This is a genomic window from Peristeroidobacter soli, from assembly GCF_004138485.1.
GTDB classification, from domain to species: domain Bacteria; phylum Pseudomonadota; class Gammaproteobacteria; order Steroidobacterales; family Steroidobacteraceae; genus Steroidobacter; species Steroidobacter soli.
The window spans coordinates 824,130-844,130 of record NZ_RYEV01000004.1; the positions used below are offsets into that span (position 1 = coordinate 824,130).

At 63.1% G+C, this 20,001-nt stretch carries 17 protein-coding genes; 5 read left to right on the plus strand and 12 right to left on the minus strand.

Annotated features, from left to right (window positions below; all coding sequences use genetic code 11):
• Window positions 1-5: 5 nt before the first annotated feature.
• The 8 genes from EKO19_RS19305 to EKO19_RS19340 all read right to left on the minus strand — a co-directional run bounded on the left by EKO19_RS19305 (window position 6) and on the right by EKO19_RS19340 (window position 9,280).
• Window positions 6-1,637 (minus strand): serine hydrolase domain-containing protein, encoded by a 1,632-nt coding sequence (locus EKO19_RS19305; protein ID WP_129778076.1) that lies wholly within the window; start codon window positions 1,635-1,637, stop codon window positions 6-8.
• A gap of 7 nt (window positions 1,638-1,644) precedes the next feature.
• Window positions 1,645-2,688: a DUF1611 domain-containing protein gene (locus tag EKO19_RS19310; RefSeq protein WP_129778077.1), complete on the minus strand. Its 1,044-nt coding sequence runs from the start codon at window positions 2,686-2,688 to the stop codon at window positions 1,645-1,647.
• Between the two features lie 10 nt (window positions 2,689-2,698).
• A complete protein-coding gene (locus EKO19_RS19315) occupies window positions 2,699-4,195 on the minus strand; it encodes an amidohydrolase family protein (RefSeq protein WP_129778078.1) in 1,497 nt (498 codons plus the stop codon).
• Window positions 4,195-5,088: a TonB-dependent siderophore receptor gene (locus EKO19_RS39205; protein WP_407676659.1), complete on the minus strand. Its 894-nt coding sequence runs from the start codon at window positions 5,086-5,088 to the stop codon at window positions 4,195-4,197. Before EKO19_RS39205 ends, EKO19_RS19315 begins: the two co-directional genes overlap by 1 nt.
• The gene (locus EKO19_RS19325) at window positions 5,064-6,299 is read right to left on the minus strand and encodes a TonB-dependent siderophore receptor (protein ID WP_129778080.1); all 1,236 of its coding nucleotides are present in this window, start codon (window positions 6,297-6,299) and stop codon (window positions 5,064-5,066) included. The genes EKO19_RS39205 and EKO19_RS19325 overlap by 25 nt, the downstream gene beginning before the upstream one ends.
• Before the next feature lie 119 nt (window positions 6,300-6,418).
• Window positions 6,419-7,111, minus strand: coding sequence for a helix-turn-helix domain-containing protein (locus EKO19_RS19330; RefSeq protein WP_129778081.1), 693 nt, complete (start codon window positions 7,109-7,111; stop codon window positions 6,419-6,421).
• Window positions 7,112-7,196: 85 nt separating this feature from the next.
• Window positions 7,197-7,943, minus strand: a complete 747-nt coding sequence (hutC, locus tag EKO19_RS19335) for a histidine utilization repressor (RefSeq protein WP_129778082.1) — start codon at window positions 7,941-7,943, stop codon at window positions 7,197-7,199.
• Entirely contained in the window at window positions 7,940-9,280 is a 1,341-nt protein-coding gene (locus EKO19_RS19340) for a formimidoylglutamate deiminase (protein WP_129778083.1), read from the minus strand. The genes hutC and EKO19_RS19340 overlap by 4 nt, the downstream gene beginning before the upstream one ends.
• A gap of 95 nt (window positions 9,281-9,375) precedes the next feature.
• Here EKO19_RS19340 and hutI point away from each other — a divergent pair, with 95 nt between their 5' ends.
• Genes hutI through EKO19_RS19360 form a run of 4 tightly spaced genes read left to right on the plus strand, consistent with a single transcriptional unit; the run spans window position 9,376 to window position 14,391 of the window.
• Entirely contained in the window at window positions 9,376-10,602 is a 1,227-nt protein-coding gene (gene hutI / locus EKO19_RS19345) for an imidazolonepropionase (protein WP_129778084.1), read from the plus strand.
• Window positions 10,599-12,137 (plus strand): histidine ammonia-lyase, encoded by a 1,539-nt coding sequence (gene hutH / locus EKO19_RS19350; RefSeq protein ID WP_129778085.1) that lies wholly within the window; start codon window positions 10,599-10,601, stop codon window positions 12,135-12,137. The genes hutI and hutH overlap by 4 nt, the downstream gene beginning before the upstream one ends.
• Before the next feature lie 14 nt (window positions 12,138-12,151).
• Window positions 12,152-13,816, plus strand: coding sequence for a urocanate hydratase (gene hutU / locus EKO19_RS19355; protein WP_129778086.1), 1,665 nt, complete (start codon window positions 12,152-12,154; stop codon window positions 13,814-13,816).
• A gap of 2 nt (window positions 13,817-13,818) precedes the next feature.
• Window positions 13,819-14,391, plus strand: coding sequence for a HutD/Ves family protein (locus tag EKO19_RS19360; protein WP_129778087.1), 573 nt, complete (start codon window positions 13,819-13,821; stop codon window positions 14,389-14,391).
• Between the two features lie 78 nt (window positions 14,392-14,469).
• On the opposite strand, the gene EKO19_RS19365 is transcribed toward EKO19_RS19360, so the two are convergent.
• Complete coding sequence (locus EKO19_RS19365) at window positions 14,470-14,925, minus strand: CopD family copper resistance protein (RefSeq protein ID WP_129778088.1); 456 nt, start codon at window positions 14,923-14,925, stop codon at window positions 14,470-14,472.
• 84 nt (window positions 14,926-15,009) lie between these two features.
• Between EKO19_RS19365 and EKO19_RS19370 the strand changes: the two genes are divergently transcribed.
• Entirely contained in the window at window positions 15,010-16,173 is a 1,164-nt protein-coding gene (locus EKO19_RS19370; protein WP_217705457.1) for a cytochrome P450, read from the plus strand.
• Window positions 16,174-16,176: 3 nt separating this feature from the next.
• Here the strand turns inward: EKO19_RS19370 and EKO19_RS19375 are convergent, their stop codons facing one another.
• The 3 genes from EKO19_RS19375 to nadA are packed head-to-tail and all read right to left on the minus strand — an operon-like array spanning window position 16,177 to window position 19,925.
• On the minus strand, window positions 16,177-17,388 hold the full coding sequence (locus tag EKO19_RS19375; protein ID WP_129778089.1) for an NnrS family protein: 1,212 nt from the start codon (window positions 17,386-17,388) through the stop codon (window positions 16,177-16,179).
• Window positions 17,389-17,430: 42 nt separating this feature from the next.
• Entirely contained in the window at window positions 17,431-18,921 is a 1,491-nt protein-coding gene (locus tag EKO19_RS19380; protein WP_129778090.1) for an L-aspartate oxidase, read from the minus strand.
• Complete coding sequence (gene nadA / locus EKO19_RS19385; protein ID WP_129778091.1) at window positions 18,918-19,925, minus strand: quinolinate synthase NadA; 1,008 nt, start codon at window positions 19,923-19,925, stop codon at window positions 18,918-18,920. The genes EKO19_RS19380 and nadA overlap by 4 nt, the downstream gene beginning before the upstream one ends.
• Between the last annotated feature and the right edge of the window lie 76 nt (window positions 19,926-20,001).

Genomic DNA, 20,001 nt, shown 5'->3' on the forward strand with positions numbered 1-20,001 from the left:
CCCTGTCAGGGCAAGTCCACCCGATAGAGCGGCACGCCCGTGACTTGCAGACGCAGCGCCACTCCGTCATCGAGCGTATCAAATCGATAGCGCTCAGGGCTGTGTGACGGCGACTCGGGTCGAAACACTCCGGGACTGACGGCCACCAGCTCGGACGCAAACGACAGGCTGGTCGCCGGCGTCACCATCAGACGCCCCCGACGCACGAACACCCGCACGTCCGGTCCTTCATCGCTATGATTCTGGTACCGCCCCACGTAGGCCCGATACTCAGCCGGCATCGTGACATTCTCGCGGACGGCGGCGCCCTCCTTCGTGTACCAGTCCGCGCCGTGAGACATCTCCGAATCGCCTGGGAACAGGTAGGCACCCGTTTCGCTGCCACCATAAATGTCTCGCCCCATCCTCCGCAGCTCCACTTGCTTGCCGTCCGATGGGCGCATGAGCAATCGACCGTCGTTCCCCTTCGAGAATACGACGCGCGCACCGTCTTCACGTCGATACGTTCCCTCATACCGCGACGTATCGATCGAGTCCTGGGGCGGCGGATTGAACTTTCGATAGGTCGCGGGCTGCCCGTTACCGCCGAGCGCTTTCGACGCAATGCTGATGACTCGTCCCACCAGCTCCGAATCGAGCCGCGCGTTGCTCAAGAACGTGAGCCCGAAGCCTTCGTCGATGTGCGCTTCGAAGTAGCTGTTGAAGCCGTAGATCGAGCCGCCGTGTCCGACGACCGTCTGCCCCGCCGTTCGCGACACGTTGACGCCGTACGCGTAGTCCTCCAATGCCGGCGTGATGAATGCCTCGAAAGCACGCGGCGACAGAATTCTTCGCTTCGGCCCGGCGCCCCGGTTCAATATGAATCTCACATACGCGCCGAAATCCTCGGTGTCACTCGCGATCCCGCCGTCGGCGGCCGTGTAAGGAAACCAGTTGGCCTCGACATAGCTGCCATCGTATGGCCAGCGCTCATAGCTGACCGCGAGCGACTGCCTGACGGTGTCGTCCATCTGCGGCTCGGTCGCGCGCATCCCGAGCGGTTCCAGAACGCGACGTTTGAGAATCGAAGCAAACGAAGCGCCATCGATGCGCTCGGCGACGTAACCGAGAACCTGATAGCCCGTATTTGAATACTCGAAATGCTCGCCGGGCGCGTAAGTCGGCTGGAAGTCGTGCAAGGCATAGAGCACGTAGCGCATCGAAGACAGATGCGGCAGGTAATTCGGCAGCCCGGAGGTGTGGTTGAGCATCGAATGCCCGGTGATGGCCGGATAGCTCGAGCTCACTCGAAACTGCGGCAGATACTCGTTCACCGGCGCGGCCGCGTCGAATTTCTTCTCGTCGGCCATTTGCAGCAGCACGACGGCGGTGAACGATTTGGAGATCGAGCCGATCGCAAACTTCGTATCGGCGGTCACGGGCCTGGCGGCTTTCACGTCCGCGTACCCATGCACCACGACGCCGAGCAATCGCTCTCGATCGCTGACGCCGATCGCTATCCCCGGGCCGTCACCCGACGCAGCGACCAGTTTCTGAATCTCTTCGAGCGCCGGTTTGATGCGCTCATCGGTGGCGGCACTCGCAAGGGGCAACCACGCGGTGATCAGCGCCGCAGCCATCCGTCTCGTAGCGGACATATGTTTCCTATGCCAGACAGGCGTCGACCAGTCGATCCAGCTCGTGACCGGGCCGCATGGGATCGGCCACCGGCAGATTCAAACTCACGCCGACCTCTCTCAGCAACTGCCGGGCCTCGGGCTCAGTCAGTCGCGACGTATTCAACGATACGCCGGCGCAACGGACTTTCGGATTCGTCAGCCGCGCCAGCCGCTCGGTCAGATCGATGGCCTCACGCAGATCCGGCGTCCGATAGTTCTCGAGCCCGACGATGCGCTCGCGTCCTGCTTCATGACACAGCACGAGCACGTCCGGCTGCGAGCCATGCAGCAGCCCCAACGACACTCCGGCATAGGAAGGATGAAACACCGAGCCCTGCCCCTCGATCACATCCCAATGGTCTTCGGCAGCATCCGGGCTCAACATCTCAGCCGCGCCGGCGACGAAATCGCTCACGACCGCATCGATCGGAATGCCCGCGCCGGAAATAAGAATGCCGGTCTGGCCCGTGGCGCGAAAGTCCGCATCGAGGCTCCGTGCCTGGAATTGTCGCTGCAACGACAGCGCGGTGTACTTCTTGCCGAGCGCGCAGTCGGTGCCGACCGTCAGCAACCGCTTGCCGGTGCGCTTGCGTCCAGTCGCGACCGGAATTCCCACTGGCGGCACGCGAATGTCGATCAACGCCCTGCCAAGACGATCCGCGGTCTTCTTCAAGATCGGCGAGCTGCTCAGCCTCGAATGCGCGCCGCTCACGATATCCAAGCCCGCTTCGAGAGCACGCACCAGATAATCGATCCAGCGCTCGTCGATCGCACCGCCGATGCTCGCCACTCCGATCACGAGGGATCGCGCGCCGGCTCGATAGGCGCTCGCGGGATCGAGATGAGGCAATCCGATGCTCACCTTGGTCGACTCGCAGCGATACTCGCCGATACACAGATCGTGGGCCCAGTCGCGCAGACCGAGCGCCGTCTTCATGAATGTGGTTTCCTGCGCGTGGCCCAGAAACAGCAGATAAGGCTGCGGCACCTGGATGACGCGCGCCGTGTGGAGCGCTGGAACGGCTGCCATTGTCTATCCCCTACTCACCATAGTGGCCATGCACGGGCTGGCCAGGAAATACGTTCTCTACCAACTTGCCGCGATCGACCACCAGCACGCCGTTGATCATGACGTACTGAAATCCTGCCGAGGACTGCATGGCGTCCAGGTAGGTCGCTCGTTCTCGCACCGTTGCTGGATCGAAGAACACGACGTCGGCATCGGCGCCGGCCTGCAGTCGTCCCTTGTGCTTCATGGCCGGCACAAACGCTTCCAAACGCTGCGCCGGCTTGAGGCTCATCTTCGCAATGGCATCGCTCAACGACAGCACGCCGGTGTCGCGCACGAAATGGCCCAGCACTCGCGCGAACGATCCCACTGTTCGTGGATGACTGAGCTTGCCCGCTTCCAGGTTGCCCGCGTCGCTGACCACGATCATCGCGGGATCTCGTAGCAGCGCGACGATGGTTGCCTCGGTGTTCATATGCATGAGCACGCCGTCCTCGCCCGTGCCCGAACGCAAGGCGTCGAATTCCGCGCGAGTGAGCCGTTTGCCAGTCGAGGTGGATTGCAGATCCTCCGGACCGACGCCCCAGCGCCGTTCCCACCCCGGATCGAAGATCACGCTACGGATGCTGTCGCTGGATGCGCCCCACGGATAGGTCTCGGTGCTCACATCCAGGCCGCGATCCCGCGCGCCGCGAATCAACTTCAGCAGCTCCGGCGACGCGGACATGCCCATGCTGTTCAGATGCATGATGTGCACGCAGCCGCCGGTGATCGCCACGTTGGCGACATTCTCCTGAATCGATTCCAGCGTGCTGCCCGGCTCGATCAGACTGCCGTAGCGAATGTGCGTGAACACGCAGGTTCGCCTCGTTGCCGCGAGCCGGGTCACATCCAGCAGCTCCCAATGATCGATGCCCGGCGCGTATTGCGGACCGCTGCCGATACCGATGGCACCGGCCTTCATTCCTCGTTCGAGCTCGGCGATCAGGCGGTCGCGCTGATCCGCCGGCAGCGCCTTATCGATGTCCTTGCGAAAGGAAATCATCGGGTCGGACTGCAGCAGTCGGAGTGCCTGCTCGTCACCGCCGTTCAGAAGATAAAACCGCGCCTCGTTGTGACTGACGCTCGCGCCGTAGTTGATCAGTTCCTTGCCGGCCTTCTGCTCATACCAAGCCTGAACGGGAAACACTCCGCCCTCCAGCTCCAGACGCGTGGTCACCCCGTCCTTGGCCTGATACTTCGCGGTCTGCAGCGTCGTCGAATGTGAGTGCAGGTCGATGAACCCGGGCGCCGCAACCAGGCCGCGAGCATCGATGGTCCGGCGCCCCTGCAATCGATCGGTCGACACGGCGGCAATCTTGCCGCCGGTGATCCCGATGTTCCTGATCTCATCCAGGCCGGTTTCCGGATCGATGGCACGCGCGCCGATGTAGACAACGTCGTACTGCGCACCGGCCGCCGTCGCGATCATGCCCAGCGACATGAGCACGACGGCGCAGGAGCGGCGGCTGAGGAGCGAGCGCACCATCAGAACTCGTAGCGGGCGGAGACCGACACGTTGGCCGGCTCGCCGATCACGTTGCCGTAGTACACCGTCTCGTAGGTATTGATGTAGTACTTCTCGTCGAACAGATTGTGCACGTTCAACTGAAAGCGCCAGTTCCGAAGCGCATATGAAGCCGTTGCATCGACGATGGTGTACGCGGGCAGATCCTTGATCGAATCGTCATAGGTTGTGTTGACTGCAGCGACGTAGCGCGCACCGACGCCCACGCTGAAACCCTCCAGCACCTCGTAAGTGGTGAAGATGCTCGCGGTGTGCTTGGGCAAATAGGTGATGGTCGCGCCCACCATCTCCGGCGCTTCCGGATTCCTGGTGACCTCGGCATCCAGATAGGCATAGCCGGCATGCACTTCCCATCGATCCGCGACGCGACCGATGGCCTCCAGCTCGGCGCCACGATGCCGCACCTCGCCCACCGCCTTGTAAGCGTCGCCGAGCGGTGTCGTTTGATCGAATTCCGGTTTGTTGCTTTGAGTGATCTCGAACAACGCCGCCGTGAACAGCGAGCGGCCGCCCGGCGGCGCGAATTTCACGCCGACTTCCTTTTGCTCGCCGATCAGCGGCTTCAACGGGGTGCCATTGACGTCGCGTCGTCGCTGCGGCATGAACGATTCGCTATAGGAAACGTAGCCATTGAGACCCGGCAGGAACTCGTACGTGAGGCCACCGCGATAGCTCACCTCGCCGTTGTAGTCGAACGAGGCGGGACCCAGATCGCTCGACTCCCGCTCGTAATCGGTGCCCGAATAGGACGCCCCCGCGAGCACCGTGAGCGAATCGAGGACTTTCACCACGGCCTGCGCCGAATAGGTGAGCAGCGAATCCTCGGTCTTCAGCGTGTATGTCTCATCCGACACCGGCGCGGCATTGACGATGTTTTCGATGGCGCGGGAGCCCTCGAAGATGTTGGCGGAGCCGATGTAGTAGAAGCGTCCGAGCGAGTCATAGATGCTGTTGTTGTAGACGGCGCCCACCGAGATGAAGCTGTCGGCGAGCCCCAGGTCATCGAGCTTGTAGACCGATGAGATGCCGGCCGAGAAGATTCTTCATCGGTGTGCACGCCTTCCTCGACGTACAGGTCGATGGTGCCGTCCGCTTGCAGGCCGCCGGAGAAGATCGCGGCGCCGGACTGATCGTTGGTGGTGTAGTTGCCTTTGACGCTGACGCTCCACAGATCGGTCACTTTCCAGTCGAGCCCCGCATTCACGTAGCTGCGATCGCCCTTGATCGCATAGCGCGAGTCGCCCGAACCGATGAAGAGCGAGCGCGGCACGCTGGGCTGCGTGCCGTCCTCGAATTGCGGAATTCCATCGAACGACGTCCGGGTATTGCTCTCGAAGCCGCCCCGGACATACGCGCTCAGCGCGTCGGTGATCGCAAAATCCAGCCCGCCATAGAGCACTGTGCGCTCGTGCTTCATGATGTCGATGAAGCTGTCGCCTTGCTCATAGGCGCCGACGCCAATGGCACTGATCCGGCCGTCCGAGTCGACGGCGCCACCGGCCTGCCCTTCGATCCGATACAAATTCCACATGCCGATATCGACGGCCAGATATTCGGGCGTCTGCGGCGTGGCCTTCTTGGTGACGATATTGACGATGCCGCCCGGACTCGAAGCGCCATAGACCACCGACGATGGGCCCTTCACGATCTCCAATCGATCGACCACGGCGTAGTCATACTCGCTCGCCGAGGTGCCGCTGCCGAGCGGCAAGCCATCCACCGCCTCGCCATTGGTGAAGCCGCGCAGTTTGATGTCAGTGCGGTACCCCTCGCCGTTACCGGAGAAAATCGCCCCCGGCGTGTACTGCGCCACTTCACCCAGCGTTTTGATGTCGGCGGCTCTGAGGAAGTCGTTGCTGATGAGACTGATGGACTGCGGCACCTCTTCGATGGGCAGCGGCAGATTGGTCGTGCCGCTGGTGTCCTCGTTGAGGAAGCGATAACCGGTGACCACGATTTCCTCGAGCGCCGGACCGCTCCTGGTGTCCTGGGCGGAAGCCTGCGCGCACATTGCGAAGGCACCAATACTCGTCAGCACTGCCCCATGCAGGGTTCGATCGATCATGGTTGTGACTCCCAAAGCTCGTTTTATTGGGTGCAGGCTCCGTTGCACATGGAGAATTTATTCCATTTATGGAATTTTATACGCGCATCTGGAATTGGTTGTCAAATGGGAGAAATGACTCAGGAGGGGCGGCGGCGGCGCTGTTTGGCCGCGGCAACGGTCCGCTTCGGCCTGGCGGGCTCGCTGGGTGGGCGGGCCCGGGCGGCCGCCACATCGTGCGCTTTCCGCATTTCTTCCTGCGGAGTGACGTTGATGGAAAGCGCGCGACACACGCCGGGCCCATGCGCGAGATAGGCGTGGCCCATGCGGCTGTCGAAATAAATGGACTCACCGGCCTTGAGCACGACCGGCGCATAAAGCTCGGTGTGCAGCTCGACAGCGCCTTCGAGCACGAACAGGAACTCCTCGCCGACGTGGTGCATGAACTCGCCGAACTCTGCCAGCGTGCGCGCACGGTATTCGCACAGGATCGGCGTCACCTGTTTTTTCAGCAGATCGGTGGAGAGATACCGCAACGTGTGATTCCGCATCTCGATCAGCTCGCCGTCGCCGAGACGATTCAAGCTGCGCCGGCCCTGCTGCTCAGCCATCGCTGGCGCAGGCGCCTCGGCCGAGGACACCAGCTGCGCCACGTCCACCGACAACCCCTGGCTCAGCCGAGCCAGCAGATCGTAGGTCGGCGATACCCGATCGTTTTCGATCCGGGACAACGTGGACGGCGGAATGCCGGTGCGCTTGCTCACGTCCGCAAGCGTCCAGCCATTGGTCTTGCGAAGCTGCTTCAGCGAGGCACCCGGCTTGGCGATCGGCATACGGTTCCCGGCGTTGGGGCGGAGACCGGCATGGTAGCCCGCCCATTGCGCAGGCTGCAAACTCGTTGCGTAAACGGAAACCGCGCTATTGGGCCGATCGCCCGACCCGCTCGGGCGAGAAGGTCGCGACCAGTTCGTGCTGATCGCCGGGGTAGATCAAACGCACGAAGGTGATAGCCGTCGATTGCGCGGATCGCGTCGTGCGTTCGATGGTGAGAACCGCCGCCCCGCGCTCGATGCCGAGCAGCTTCGCGCTGCGCGCTTCCGCCCCGGTGGCGCGAATTCGGTGCTCAGCCAACGTCCAGGGAACCCGCTGCAGCAGCCAGGCACCTGGCGCCGTTTCCTCAAAGGTTTCCTTGGCCGCCTCCGGCACCGCTTCGAGGTTGATCAGGCGCTGTTCGAAACAAAACGGCCGCTCGCCCGCGAGGTGCCGACACTCGATCTCCAGCACCGACACGGCGCGCTCGAACCCGAGCAGCTCGCGTTCCTCGGCGCTCGCCCTGCGACGGACCTTGTGCAAAACCTCGAAGCTGTAAGGCATGCCGAGCGCGGCCACCTCGGTCTTGATGTCGGGAATCGTGAGGACCGCCGATTGCGAATGCGGCCGGCTGACGAAGCTGCCGCTCTTGCGCCGCCGCTCGATCATGCGGGCATGAGCGAGCTGCGTGAGTACCTTGCTCACCGTCATGCGCGAACAGTTGTACTGCTTCATCAGCTCGTGCTCGACCGGGATCTTGTGCCCGGGCTGCCACGCGCCGGTCAGGATCAGCTGTTGAATGTCGTTGAGAATGCGCTGATGCAACGACTGGGGCTGAGGGCTTGAGTCACTCAACTACACAAATCCTTCATGACGGTTCGAAATCGGGCTCGGATCGGGTCTCGGGCCAGGTGCCTTCCGGCCTCGACGACCTTTCTGCCCGCGATCCACACGCAATCGACCAGGTTGCCGGCACTCGCGAATATCCACGCATCCAGCAGCGCATCGCGGTCACGCGAGTACAGCGCCGGATGCTGTGAGTCGAGACTCACAAAGTCAGCCGCGGCGCCCTGCTCGATACGGCCCGCACCACCGAGCGCTTGCGCTCCGCCCGCAAGGGTGAGTTCCATGATAGCGCGTCCGGTGGACTGTTGACCTCGCTTTGCCACGTTCCGCGCGCGCTGAGTCAGGCGCTGCGAATACTCGAGCAGCGACAACTCCGCAGCCACGCCGATATGGACATTCGAATCGGTCCCAACGCCCAGCCGGCCGCCATGACTCAGCAACTCGGGCAGAGGAAACACGCCGTCGCCGAGATTCGCCTCGGTTACCGGGCACAGGCCGACGACAGCCTTCGCCTCCGCGATGCCAGCGATTTCCTGCGCATCGACATGCGTGGCATGCACCAGACACCAGCGCTCATCGACCGGCGCGTTGTCGAGCAGCCACGCGACCGGTCGCTGCCCCGACCACGCGACGCATTCAGCAACTTCCTTGGTCTGCTCCGCGATGTGAATGTGAATCGGCGCCGAGCGCGCCATGTCGGCGACAGCGAGCAACTCATCTTTCGTGACCGCACGCAAGCTATGCGGGGCGACACCTACTGTCGACGCGGGCAGCTGGCGGCACCGCTCCAGCAACCGTTGATAGGAATCGAGCGAGTTGATGAATCGTCGCTGCGCCTTCCCGGGCGCCGCTCCACCGAACGACGAGTGCGCATAGAAAACCGGCAACAAACATAGTTCCATCCCGGTCGTTTCAGCCGCCGCCGCGATCCGGCCCGCCATCTCGCCAACGTCCGCGTAGTGGGCACCGTCCGCATCGTGATGCAGGTAATGAAACTCCCCCACCCGCCCGAATCCGGTCTCGAGCATTTCCACATAAGCCTGCGCGGCGATCGCTTCGAGCTGATCGGGAGTCATGCGCAGCGCGAAGCGATACATCACCTCGCGCCAGCTCCAGAAACTATCCGCCGCATCGCCAGCGATCTCCGCAAGACCGGCCATGCCGCGCTGAAACGCGTGACTATGCAAATTCCCCAAGGCCGGCACGATGACCGCATGGCGCTCGTCGCCCGGCTCGGCCGGAACCTGCGTTTGCAAGGTCGCGACGCGGCCGGCCCGCAATTGCAGCCGTACGGAATTGCGCCAGCCATCGGCCGTGAGCACCCGATCGGCGAACAGGGTTTGCATGAGTTCTCCGAAGCCGCAGTTGCATCCCGATTCATTATGCCTATACATTAACGTTTATGGCTATACATTAGCCGCCCGCCCGAGCCGAGCCGACCGTGAGCCTCGATCCCCCGCCCACCCCCCGCCTCTGGCTCGATGCACGACTCGCGACCCTGTCGCGAAGCGCGGCGGGCCTGGGCATCGTGGAGCGGGGCGCGGTGGCGGTGAGCGACGACCGCATCGTTTATGCCGGCCCCGAAGCTGACCTTCCCTCCGCACTGAAAGCCGGTGCCGACATTCACGACTGCGAGGGTCGATGGATTACTCCCGGCTTGATCGATTGCCACACCCATCTGGTGTACGCGGGAAATCGCGCCAGGGATTTCGAGCTGCGCCTGCAAGGCGTGAGTTATGAACAGATCGCGCGGGCCGGCGGCGGAATCGTTTCCAGCGTGCGCGCCACTCGCGAGGCCAGTCACGAGCAATTGATACAACAGTCTCTGCCGCGTCTGGATGCGTTGCTGGCCGAAGGCGTTACCACGATCGAGATCAAATCGGGCTACGGCCTCGATCTCGACAGCGAACGGAAGATGCTACAGACCGCTCGCCGTCTGACCCAGGAACGCAACGTCACCGTCTCGACCACTTTTCTAGGCGCTCACGCGTTGCCGCCGGAGTCGACGCGCGGCAAGGACGACTACATCGACAACACCGTCCTGCCCATGCTGCGAATATTGACCAATGAAGGCCTGGTCGATGCGGTCGACGCGTTCTGCGAGTCGATCGCGTTCTCGCCCGAGCAGGTTCAGCGGGTGTTCAAAGCAGCTGCTGAACTGGGTCTGCCCGTGAAGCTGCATGCCGATCAGCTGTCCAATCTGCGGGGAGCCGCACTGGCCGCCGATCATCATGCATTGTCGGCGGATCACCTGGAACATACCGACGAGCACAGCATCGCGGCGATGGCCGCTTCCGGCACGGTCGCCGTGATGTTACCCGGCGCCTTTTATTTCCTACGCGATCAACATCGGCCACCCGTGGCGCGGCTCAGACAACACGGCGTAGCGATGGCGGTGGCTACGGATTGCAATCCCGGCACCTCCCCTCTGACATCGCTATTGCTGGCGATGAACATGGCGGCCACGCAATTCGGCATGACTGTCGAGGAATGCATCGCCGGGGTGACACGCGAGGCCGCTCGCGCGTTGGGCATGGCCGCGAGCAAAGGCTCGCTGGAGCCCGGCAAGCATGCGGACCTGGCCATCTGGAATGTCGAGAGCCTGTCCGAGCTCGTGTATCGCATGGGATTCAACCCGTTATTCGCCCGTATCTGGAGAGGTCGATGACCGCCCTTGTTTTGAACCCCGGCTCGGTGACCTTGGCTGACTGGCGCGCCATCTATCGCGGCGCCAGCCTGAAGCTGGACGATGCCTGTCGACCGGCCGTGGCACGCAGCGCTCAGGTGATCGCAAAGATCGTCGCCGACGGTCATCCCGTCTACGGCATCAATACCGGCTTCGGCAAGCTCGCCAGCGTTCGCATCGAAGCCGCCGATCTGGTTCAGCTGCAAAAGAACATCGTGCTGTCACACTCGGCCGGCGTCGGTGAGCCGCTGCCAGCAAACATCACGCGCTTGATGATGGCGTTGAAGCTGGTCAGTCTCGGCCAGGGCGCCTCGGGCGTCCGCAATGAAACAGTCGACTTTCTCGAAGCCATGCTCGCGCACGACATCATTCCGGTGGTGCCGTCACAAGGTTCGGTCGGTGCCTCTGGAGATCTCGCGCCGCTCGCGCACATGACCGCGGCGATGCTCGGCGTCGGCGACGTATTCACGAAGAAAGGCCGGCTCCCCGCCGTTGAAGGCCTGGCGCTGGCGGGACTCAAACCGTTCACCCTCGGTCCGAAGGAAGGACTCGCACTGCTGAACGGCACGCAGTTCTCGACGGCTGTGACACTCGCCGCGCTGTTCGAAGCGGACGTCATATTCCAGACCGCCTTGGTCGTCGGCGCACTGACCACCGATGCCGCGCTGGGCTCCGACACGCCGTTCGACCATCGCATCCATCTGCTTCGCAAGCATCGCGGCCAGATCGAAGCCGCCGATGCATTACGCGACCTGATGGCAGGAAGCGCATTGCGGGCCTCGCATCTGGTCAATGACGAACGAGTGCAGGACCCCTACTGCCTGCGCTGCCAGCCACAAGTGATGGGCGCTTGTTTGGATCTACTGAGACAGGCCGCCACATTTCTGGACACGGAAGCCAACGGCGTTTCCGATAATCCGCTGGTGTTCGCTGACACGGGCGAAGCGCTGTCGGGCGGCAATTTCCACGCGGAGCCGGTGGCCTTCGCTGCCGACATGATCGCGATCGCACTGTGCGAGATCGGTTCGATTGCCGAGCGGCGCATCGCCATGCTGATCGATCCCGCGCTGTCGGGGCTGCCGGCGTTCCTCACCCCCAAGCCGGGGCTGAACTCCGGGTTCATGATTCCGCAGGTGACGGCCGCGGCCCTCGTGTCGGAGAACAAACAAAAAGCGTTCCCGGCAAGTGTCGATTCGATTCCGACGTCGGCCAATCAAGAGGATCACGTCTCGATGGCGGCGCACGGCGCCCGTCGCCTGTTGCCCATGATCGACAACGTCGCGGCAGTGATCGCCATCGAGCTGCTCGCGGCCGGACAAGCTTGCGACTTTCATGCGCCGCTGGCATCGAGCCCGGCGCTCGAAGCCGTGCGCGCCACCCTGCGCAATCGCGTACCGAAGCTCGAGGACGATCGCTACATGCAGCCTGATATGGAGACCGCCATCGCGCTGGTGCGCAGCTCCTCCATCGCGACTGCCGCCGGCCTGCAACTTCCCAGCCTCTGCGAATACAACTAATCCAGGAATCCGCCATGTCACGAGTCGACACATCGCGCGTGATACGCGCTCCCCGCGGCAACACCCTCTCCGCCCGCAGCTGGCTGACCGAAGCGCCGCTGCGGATGCTGATGAACAATCTCGATCCCGACGTCGCCGAACGCCCCAGCGAACTGGTGGTGTACGGCGGCATCGGTCGCGCGGCCCGCGATTGGGAAAGCTTCGATCGCATCGTCGCGACGCTGCAGCGGCTCGGAGCGGATGAAACCTTGCTGATTCAGTCGGGCAAGCCGGTCGGTGTGTTTCGTACCCACCCGGACGCGCCGCGCGTGCTGCTGGCCAACTCGAACCTGGTGCCGCACTGGGCCACCTGGGAGCATTTCAACGAGCTGGACCGTCGCGGCCTGATGATGTTCGGTCAGATGACCGCCGGCTCCTGGATCTACATCGGCTCGCAAGGCATCGTGCAGGGAACGTATGAAACGTTCGTCGAGATGGGCCGTCGTCATTACGGCGGCAGCCTGAGCGGCAAATGGATTCTCACCGCCGGTCTCGGTGGCATGGGCGGCGCGCAGCCGCTCGCCGCGACCATGGCCGGCGCCAGCTGTCTCGCCATCGAGTGTCGTCAGTCCAGCATCGATTTCCGATTGCGTACCGGCTATGTCGATGTCTGCGCGAAGGACCTGGATGAAGCGCTGCTGCTGATCGACGAGGCGACGCGTTCGGGCAAAGCTCGATCCGTGGCCCTGCGCGGCAATGCTTGTGAGATTCTGCCGGAGCTGGTGCGTCGAGGCGTGCGGCCGCATGCCGTCACCGATCAAACATCGGCGCACGATCCGATCAACGGTTACCTGCCGGGCGGCTGGACCGTCGAGCGTTGGGAGGCCGAACGCGCCTCCAATCCAAACGGCGTGGCCGACGCCGCGAAGCGATCGATGGCGGTCCATGTGAAGGCCATGCTCGAATTCCATCGGCTCGGCATTCCAACCTTCGACTACGGCAACAACATCCGTCAGGTCGCGCTCGATCAGGGCGTGACGGACGCCTTCGCTTTCCCCGGCTTCGTGCCTGCTTACATCCGGCCGCTGTTCTGCCGCGGTGTCGGCCCGTTCCGCTGGGCCGCGCTCTCTGGCGATCCGGACGATATTTATAAGACGGACGCCAAGGTCAAAGAGCTGCTGCCGAACGACAAACATCTGCACAACTGGCTCGACATGGCGCGGGCCCGCATCAAATTCCAGGGTCTGCCGGCCCGCATCTGCTGGGTCGGTCTCGGCGAGCGGCATCGTCTCGGCCTCGCCTTCAACGAGATGGTGGCGTCCGGCGAACTGAGCGCTCCGGTCGTCATCGGTCGCGACCATCTCGACTCCGGCTCGGTCGCCTCACCCAATCGCGAAACCGAATCGATGCGCGACGGTTCCGATGCGGTGTCGGATTGGCCGCTGCTGAACGCCCTGCTCAACACCGCTTCGGGCGCGACGTGGGTTTCACTCCATCACGGCGGCGGTGTCGGCATGGGCTTCTCACAGCACGCTGGTATGGTCATCGTCTGCGACGGAACGAAAGAAGCAGCCGCGCGCATCGGTCGAGTGTTGTGGAACGATCCTGCCAGCGGCGTCATGCGACATGCCGACGCGGGATACGAGTCCGCCGTCGAGCACGCTCGCAAGATGGGCCTGGATCTGCCGAGCCTCGGCTGATCGTGCGTATCCTCCGCGCCAGCGACTATCGGCGCATGCCTTGGAAGAACGGCGGCGGCGAGACCCGGGAAGTCCTGGTCTCACCGGCCGGTGCGCCCTTGAACGAGATCGACTGGCGCATCAGCCTCGCGACCATTGCCGCCGACGGGCCGTTCTCGACCTTTGCAGGCATCGAGCGAACGTTGAGCGTCATTCGAGGCGCGGGCATTCGGCTCACCGTAGGCAACGAAGCCCCCAAGCTGCTGCTCGACGACTCCGATCCCTGCACCTTCGCTGGCGAGTCTGCGACGAGTGCCACGCTCATCGCCGGCACCATCGTCGATCTCAACGTGATGACTCGACGCGACACCTATCGTCACGAGGTGAGACGCATCTCGTGCAACGGACCGCTGCGGCTGGAAACAAGCGCGAGCGCTACCATCGTCTTCTGCCAGCGCGGCGAGGTGCTCGTCGCATCCGGCCACCTGCAACCCGAAGACTGCGCGGTGTTCGACGACGACACCGTATCCATCGATCTCGGCTCAACCCAGCCCGCCGAGCTCATCGTGATCGAGCTGCGCTCACATCGAGCCTGAGGAGGCTCTGGTCAATCGACTTTGCCGATTAAAATGCTTCGCCGATCGAAGCCGATGAACTCGAGCAATGGCAATGGATCAGATGTTCCCTGACACCGGGTTCCAGTGAAACATGCCCTTCGCCAGCAGCACGATGGCGATCATGTGCCAGAACACACTCAGGTGGATGAATCGCGAGCGGCGCGCCGTCATCCGCCCTTGCAGGCTCCATGTGATCGCGCGAATGAAATGCCCGAGCACACTGAGCGCCAGCAGGATCTTCAGCGACAGCATCAATGCGAAGCTGCTCTCGAAAGGATGAGCCAGCGCGGTCCGATAGCTCCACGCCATCCCTGCTCCTGCGCCATACAGCACGAGCAAAACCCACGGCATCAGCCGGCGTGCCCGCTTCATGACGGCCACCTCGACCTCGCGCATCGCTGCTCGATCGACGTGTTTGCGCACGCCTTCGAGCATCAATATCTCGAAGAACACGGCACCGACAAAAATCAGCGCGCCGAACAGATGCAACGTCAGCAGCACCGGATGACTCATGAACGCGATGATGCGGTCGGCGCTGCCAGTAGCGCATTGATCTAAGTCAGAACAGCACGCCGCCGGATGCGGTGTACTCGCAGCATGAGCCGCATGCCCGACCATGTGTTTCTGGAAGATTGGGACCCCAAGGACCCGAGCGTCCTGCAGGATCAGATCAGCGCTTATGACAACATGAGGCGACGGTGTCCGGTCGCGCACAGCGAAGCCATGCACTGGTCGCTGTTCCGCCACGCCGACGTGGTACGCGCCCTGCGCGATCCTCGAACCTACAGCAACGAGGTCTCCACACACCTCTCGGTGCCGAACGGGATCGATCCACCGCTGCATTCGGATTACCGAGACATCGTCGATCCCTACTTCAGTCAGCAACGCATCGACACGTTCGAGCCGGCGTGTCGCGAGATCGCGGAAGGCCTGATCGGTAAACTGCCGATCGATCGAGCCGTGGAAGTCATGAGCGAGCTGGCGCAACCTTTCGCCCTGCAAGCTCAGTCGGCCTTTCTCGACTGGCCCGCGCATCTCCACGAGCCGCTGCGGCAATGGACGATTAGAAATCGCGAGGCCACGCTGGCTCAGGATGCTGTCGCAACAGCGGCGGTGGCACAGGAATTCGACGGTTACATCCGCGACCTGCTCGAAACGCGCAGGCAAGCAACCGAGCCTGCGGACGATGTCACATCACGGCTGCTTCGCGAGCGAATTCGTGGACGCCTGCTCACGGATGAAGAGATCGTCAGCATCCTGCGCAACTGGACGGTCGGTGAACTGACCACCATCGCGGCCTGCGTGGGCATTCTGGTGCAGTACCTGGCGGAGCATCCCAATGTCCAACAGCAACTTCGCCAGATGCCGACGGCGCTGCCAACGGCCATCGACGAGATCTTGCGTATCCATCCACCGCTGCTCACCAGTCGCCGCAAGACCACGCGCTCCGTCACCATCGGTGGCAAATTCTTGGCGGCTGGGTCGCGTGTCACATTGATGTGGGCTTCCGCCAATCGCGACGAGCGAGCCTTCGACGCACCGGATGAGTTTCAACTGGATCGCAATCCCGACGAGAATCTTCTGTACGGTCTGGGCATCCACGTGTGCCCGGGCGCGCCGCTGGCGCGTCTCGAATTGCGCGTCATCATGGAAGAACTGCTGGCCTACACCGAATGGTTCAGCCCGCAGACCCACCAGCCGCCGGTCCGAGCCATGTATCCGGCGAGCGGGTATTTCGAAACCTGGGTGGCGTTGGGCTGAACCTCAGCCCGGTTTGCCGTCCACGCGCGGTCGAATCAGGATCGGCGCGTAGACGATCAAATACAAAGCAAAGGCCACGCACCACAACGCACCGGCCAACGTCACCGCATATCGATAAGCATCGCCCGCAACCAGCGCGAACACTCGGACCAGCGCACCCGCCGTGAGCGCGAGGTATGCGATGGCAATCGCGCGACCGACCACCAACGGTCGACCGGTGTGACCCAGCGATGCACGAGTCGTGACGGCAAGAATCATGGTGGCAAACGCGCCCATCGTGAAGGCATGCAGCCACAGAGCCGCCCACGACACGTCACCCAGCAGCCAGAGAGCTTTGAGTGCAAAGCCAATCGGCAACCATGCATAGCCGATGTGCAATGCCCAGACGATGGGCTCGCGTAGTGTCTTGTGCCCGTACCAGCCAGAGAGCCGCCACGCATGCGCGATGGCTGCAGCGGCCGCGAGCACCCCACTCGCCAACGAACCACGCGCGACAAGATCGACGGCGGCGACGGCAATCGTCAATCCAATGACGGCTCGATCCAGCAGCGGCCGGGCCACGAGCTCGACGGTTTCACCTCGACGCCGCAAAGCATTGGCGGTGAACGACGGCACAATCCGTCCGCCAATGACCGTGACCAGTACCAGGATGATGTTGATCGCCAGGTGCAAAGCGTCCTGCGCGAGCACCTGATCGCCAAACCTCAGCGCACTGACGAAGGCAGCATCGAGCAGCCACAGCACGCCGAGCACGAACAGCATCGGAGTGTTTCGATTGCGCGCTCGAAGCAGCGGCGGCGCCAGCATCAGCATGACCGCCGGCAGAAAGCTCAGCTCCACGACGGCGATGAGCCAGACCGGCAATCGATCGCCTGCGAAGAACACCAGACGGCCCGCGACCCAAAGCAGCGTGAGCAGGATCAGCGGTCTTCCGCCGAACCCACGCGCGCCCGTCCAGCTCGGCACGGCAGTGAGCAAGAAACCAGCAATCGCCGCGGCGGCGAATCCATAGATCATTTCGTGGCCGTGCCAGAACTGGGGCGCGACGCCCGACGGCATCGTCGCCCCATGCGTGTAGATCCACAGCCAGGCGGGCACGGAAATGAGCGCATACACGCCGGCGAGCAGGAAGAACGGCCTGAAGCCGTACTCGAACAGCGCGAAGCGACGGGATTGGCAGGCCGAGGGTCGGCCCGAAAGAGTGGCGGCGTCCATTGGTTGCCAGTATGAGCGTCAGCTGCGCTGGCGCTCCTTGATCTAGATCAAGTGAACCACTCGATGCACGGGCTCTTCTTCAGCATCGCTTCTGTAGTGAGCCCCGCGATTGACACGTTGGCCGGCCGCCGCACGCATCATGTGTTCAGCGAGCCCCAGGCGCTGTCGTGTCAGCAAGGCGAGTGCCGACGTGCGCTCACGCAATCGAGCAATGCAGGTCAGCCCTTCCGACAGCCCCCGCGCATCACGCACGAGCCCCATCGATCGCCACATGCATTCGCGCAGCACCCGCTCGGTTTCCTCATCGACCCATTGATCGCTCACCACGGCGGACGCGATCAACTCGCTCGCAGGATGCCGATACTCACGATTCAATGCCTGACCGAGGCGGCGGCCGAGCACCACTGCTTCGAGCAATGAATTACTCGCGAGACGATTGGCGCCGTGAAAACCCGTGCAAGCCGCCTCACCCACGGCCCACAGGCCCGGCAGGCTCGATCGCCCATCGAGATCCACCGCGATGCCGCCCATGTGATAGTGCTCTGCCGGCGTAATAGGCACGGGCTCCTGCGCCAGCTCGAAGCCATAGGACAGACACGCCTGATACGCGGCCGGGAATCGCGAGCAAACATCGCGCACGCCCGTCGCATCCAGCCACACATTTCTGCCGACGCATTCGAGGGTATAGATCGTGCGGGCAACGATATCGCGCGGTGCGAGGTCGCCGAGTCGATGATATTCGCGCATGACGCTCACGCCGCGTTCATCCACGATCTTCGCCCCTGCTCCACGCAACGCCTCGGTCAACAGCGGCTGCGGCCGGGCATCGACCTTGAGTGCCGTTGGATGAAACTGCACGAACGGCAACGCCGTGGCTCGTGCGCCCGCGTCGATCGCCATTGCCAGCCCGTCACCGCACGCACCGATCGGATTCGTGCTTCGGCTATACAGTCCACCGATACCGCCAGTGGCGATCACGATAGCATGTGCGCGAATGGCGAGCGGCTGGCCGCCCTCTGTTATCGCGAGCACGCCGTTGACCGCGCCGTTGATCAGAAGACGAACCGCCTGCGTGTTCGGCAACATCTCGATATGAGAGGACTCCGCCACGTGCAGCCGCAGAGTCGCCATGATCGCGGCACCGGTTTGATCGCCGTTTGCATGCAGCACTCTCGCCCGACTATGCGCAGCTTCCCGATGTAACGACCAGGTACCGAGTTCCCGAGTAAACGGCACACCGAGCGCATGCAGAAAGGCGATCGTCCCCGGTCCCTCTTCGCAGACGAATCGCGTGACCCGGACCGCGTTCTCCTTGCAACCCGCGGCCATCGTGTCTTTCACATGCAGCGCCGGCGAATCATCCAAGCCCACGGCCGCGGCGATTCCACCCCGGGCGAGATCGCTTGCCGCGCCAGACTTGAGGGGATCGTCAGCGGTGAGAATGCACACTCGCCGGCCACGCGCGCTCAAAGCGGTCACGAGGCCGGCGGCGCCCGCGCCAATGACGACTACATCGGTATCGATCGTATTCATGAGGGCCGTCCACTCAGGCTCAGCATTCGTTGAACGGCTCGACGCGCGCCATCGGCAACATCGGCGGGCACCTCGACCGCGGGCGACAACGACTCCAGACACGCACGAATGTTCGCGAGATTGACTCGCTGCATGTGGGGACAGAGATTGCACGGGCGCAGGAACTGGGTGCCCGGGAACTCGCTCGATATGTTGTCGCTCATCGAGCACTCCGTGATCAGGACAGCGCGCTCCGGCCGTCGCCGGTCGAGCGCGGCGATCATTCCCGCGGTCGAGCCGACGAAATCCGCCGCCTCCTGGACGTCGACCGGACACTCAGGATGCGCCAGCACGAAGGCATCCGTGGTCTGCCGGTACTCACGAATCTGCTCGCCCGTAAAGCGTTCGTGCACTTCGCAGCGCCCGAGCCAGGGAATGATTCGAACGGACGTGTTGGCCGCCACGTAGGCAGCTAGGTACTCATCCGGAACGAAGATGACTTCCGGCGAGCCCAAACTCTGCACCACTTGAATGGCATTCGCCGAAGTACAGCAGGCATCGCATTCGGCTTTGACGGCCGCGCTGGTGTTCACGTAACAGACGGCCGGCACGCCTGGATAACGGGCGCGCAACGCACGCACGTCGGCGGCCTGAATCGATTCGGCGAGCGAACAGCCCGCATTCGGGTCCGGCAACAGCACCAGGCGGTCGGGCGCGAGCAGCTTGACGGTCTCCGCCATGAAATGGACGCCGCACATGACGAAGACTTCCGCATCGGACTCGGCGGCAATGCGCGCGAGCGCGAGCGAATCGCCTTGAACGTCGGCTACGCCATGAAAAATCTCGGGGCGCTGGTAGTTATGGGCCAGCACCATTGCACCATGCTGGCGCTTCAGCGCCTGAATCGCCGCGACCTGGTCGTAAACCGCATCCCACTCTTCTCTAGGCATCGCTCGCCGGACCCGCGGATAGCGACGCGTGTGTTCGGCGGAATCGTAGTGGACATGAGAAAAGTCGACGGCCATCGCGCAATCCTGAACCGGGAGGCACGCAGCCTAGCGATGACGGAACGAGCGCCACTTGATCCAGATCAAGTGGCAC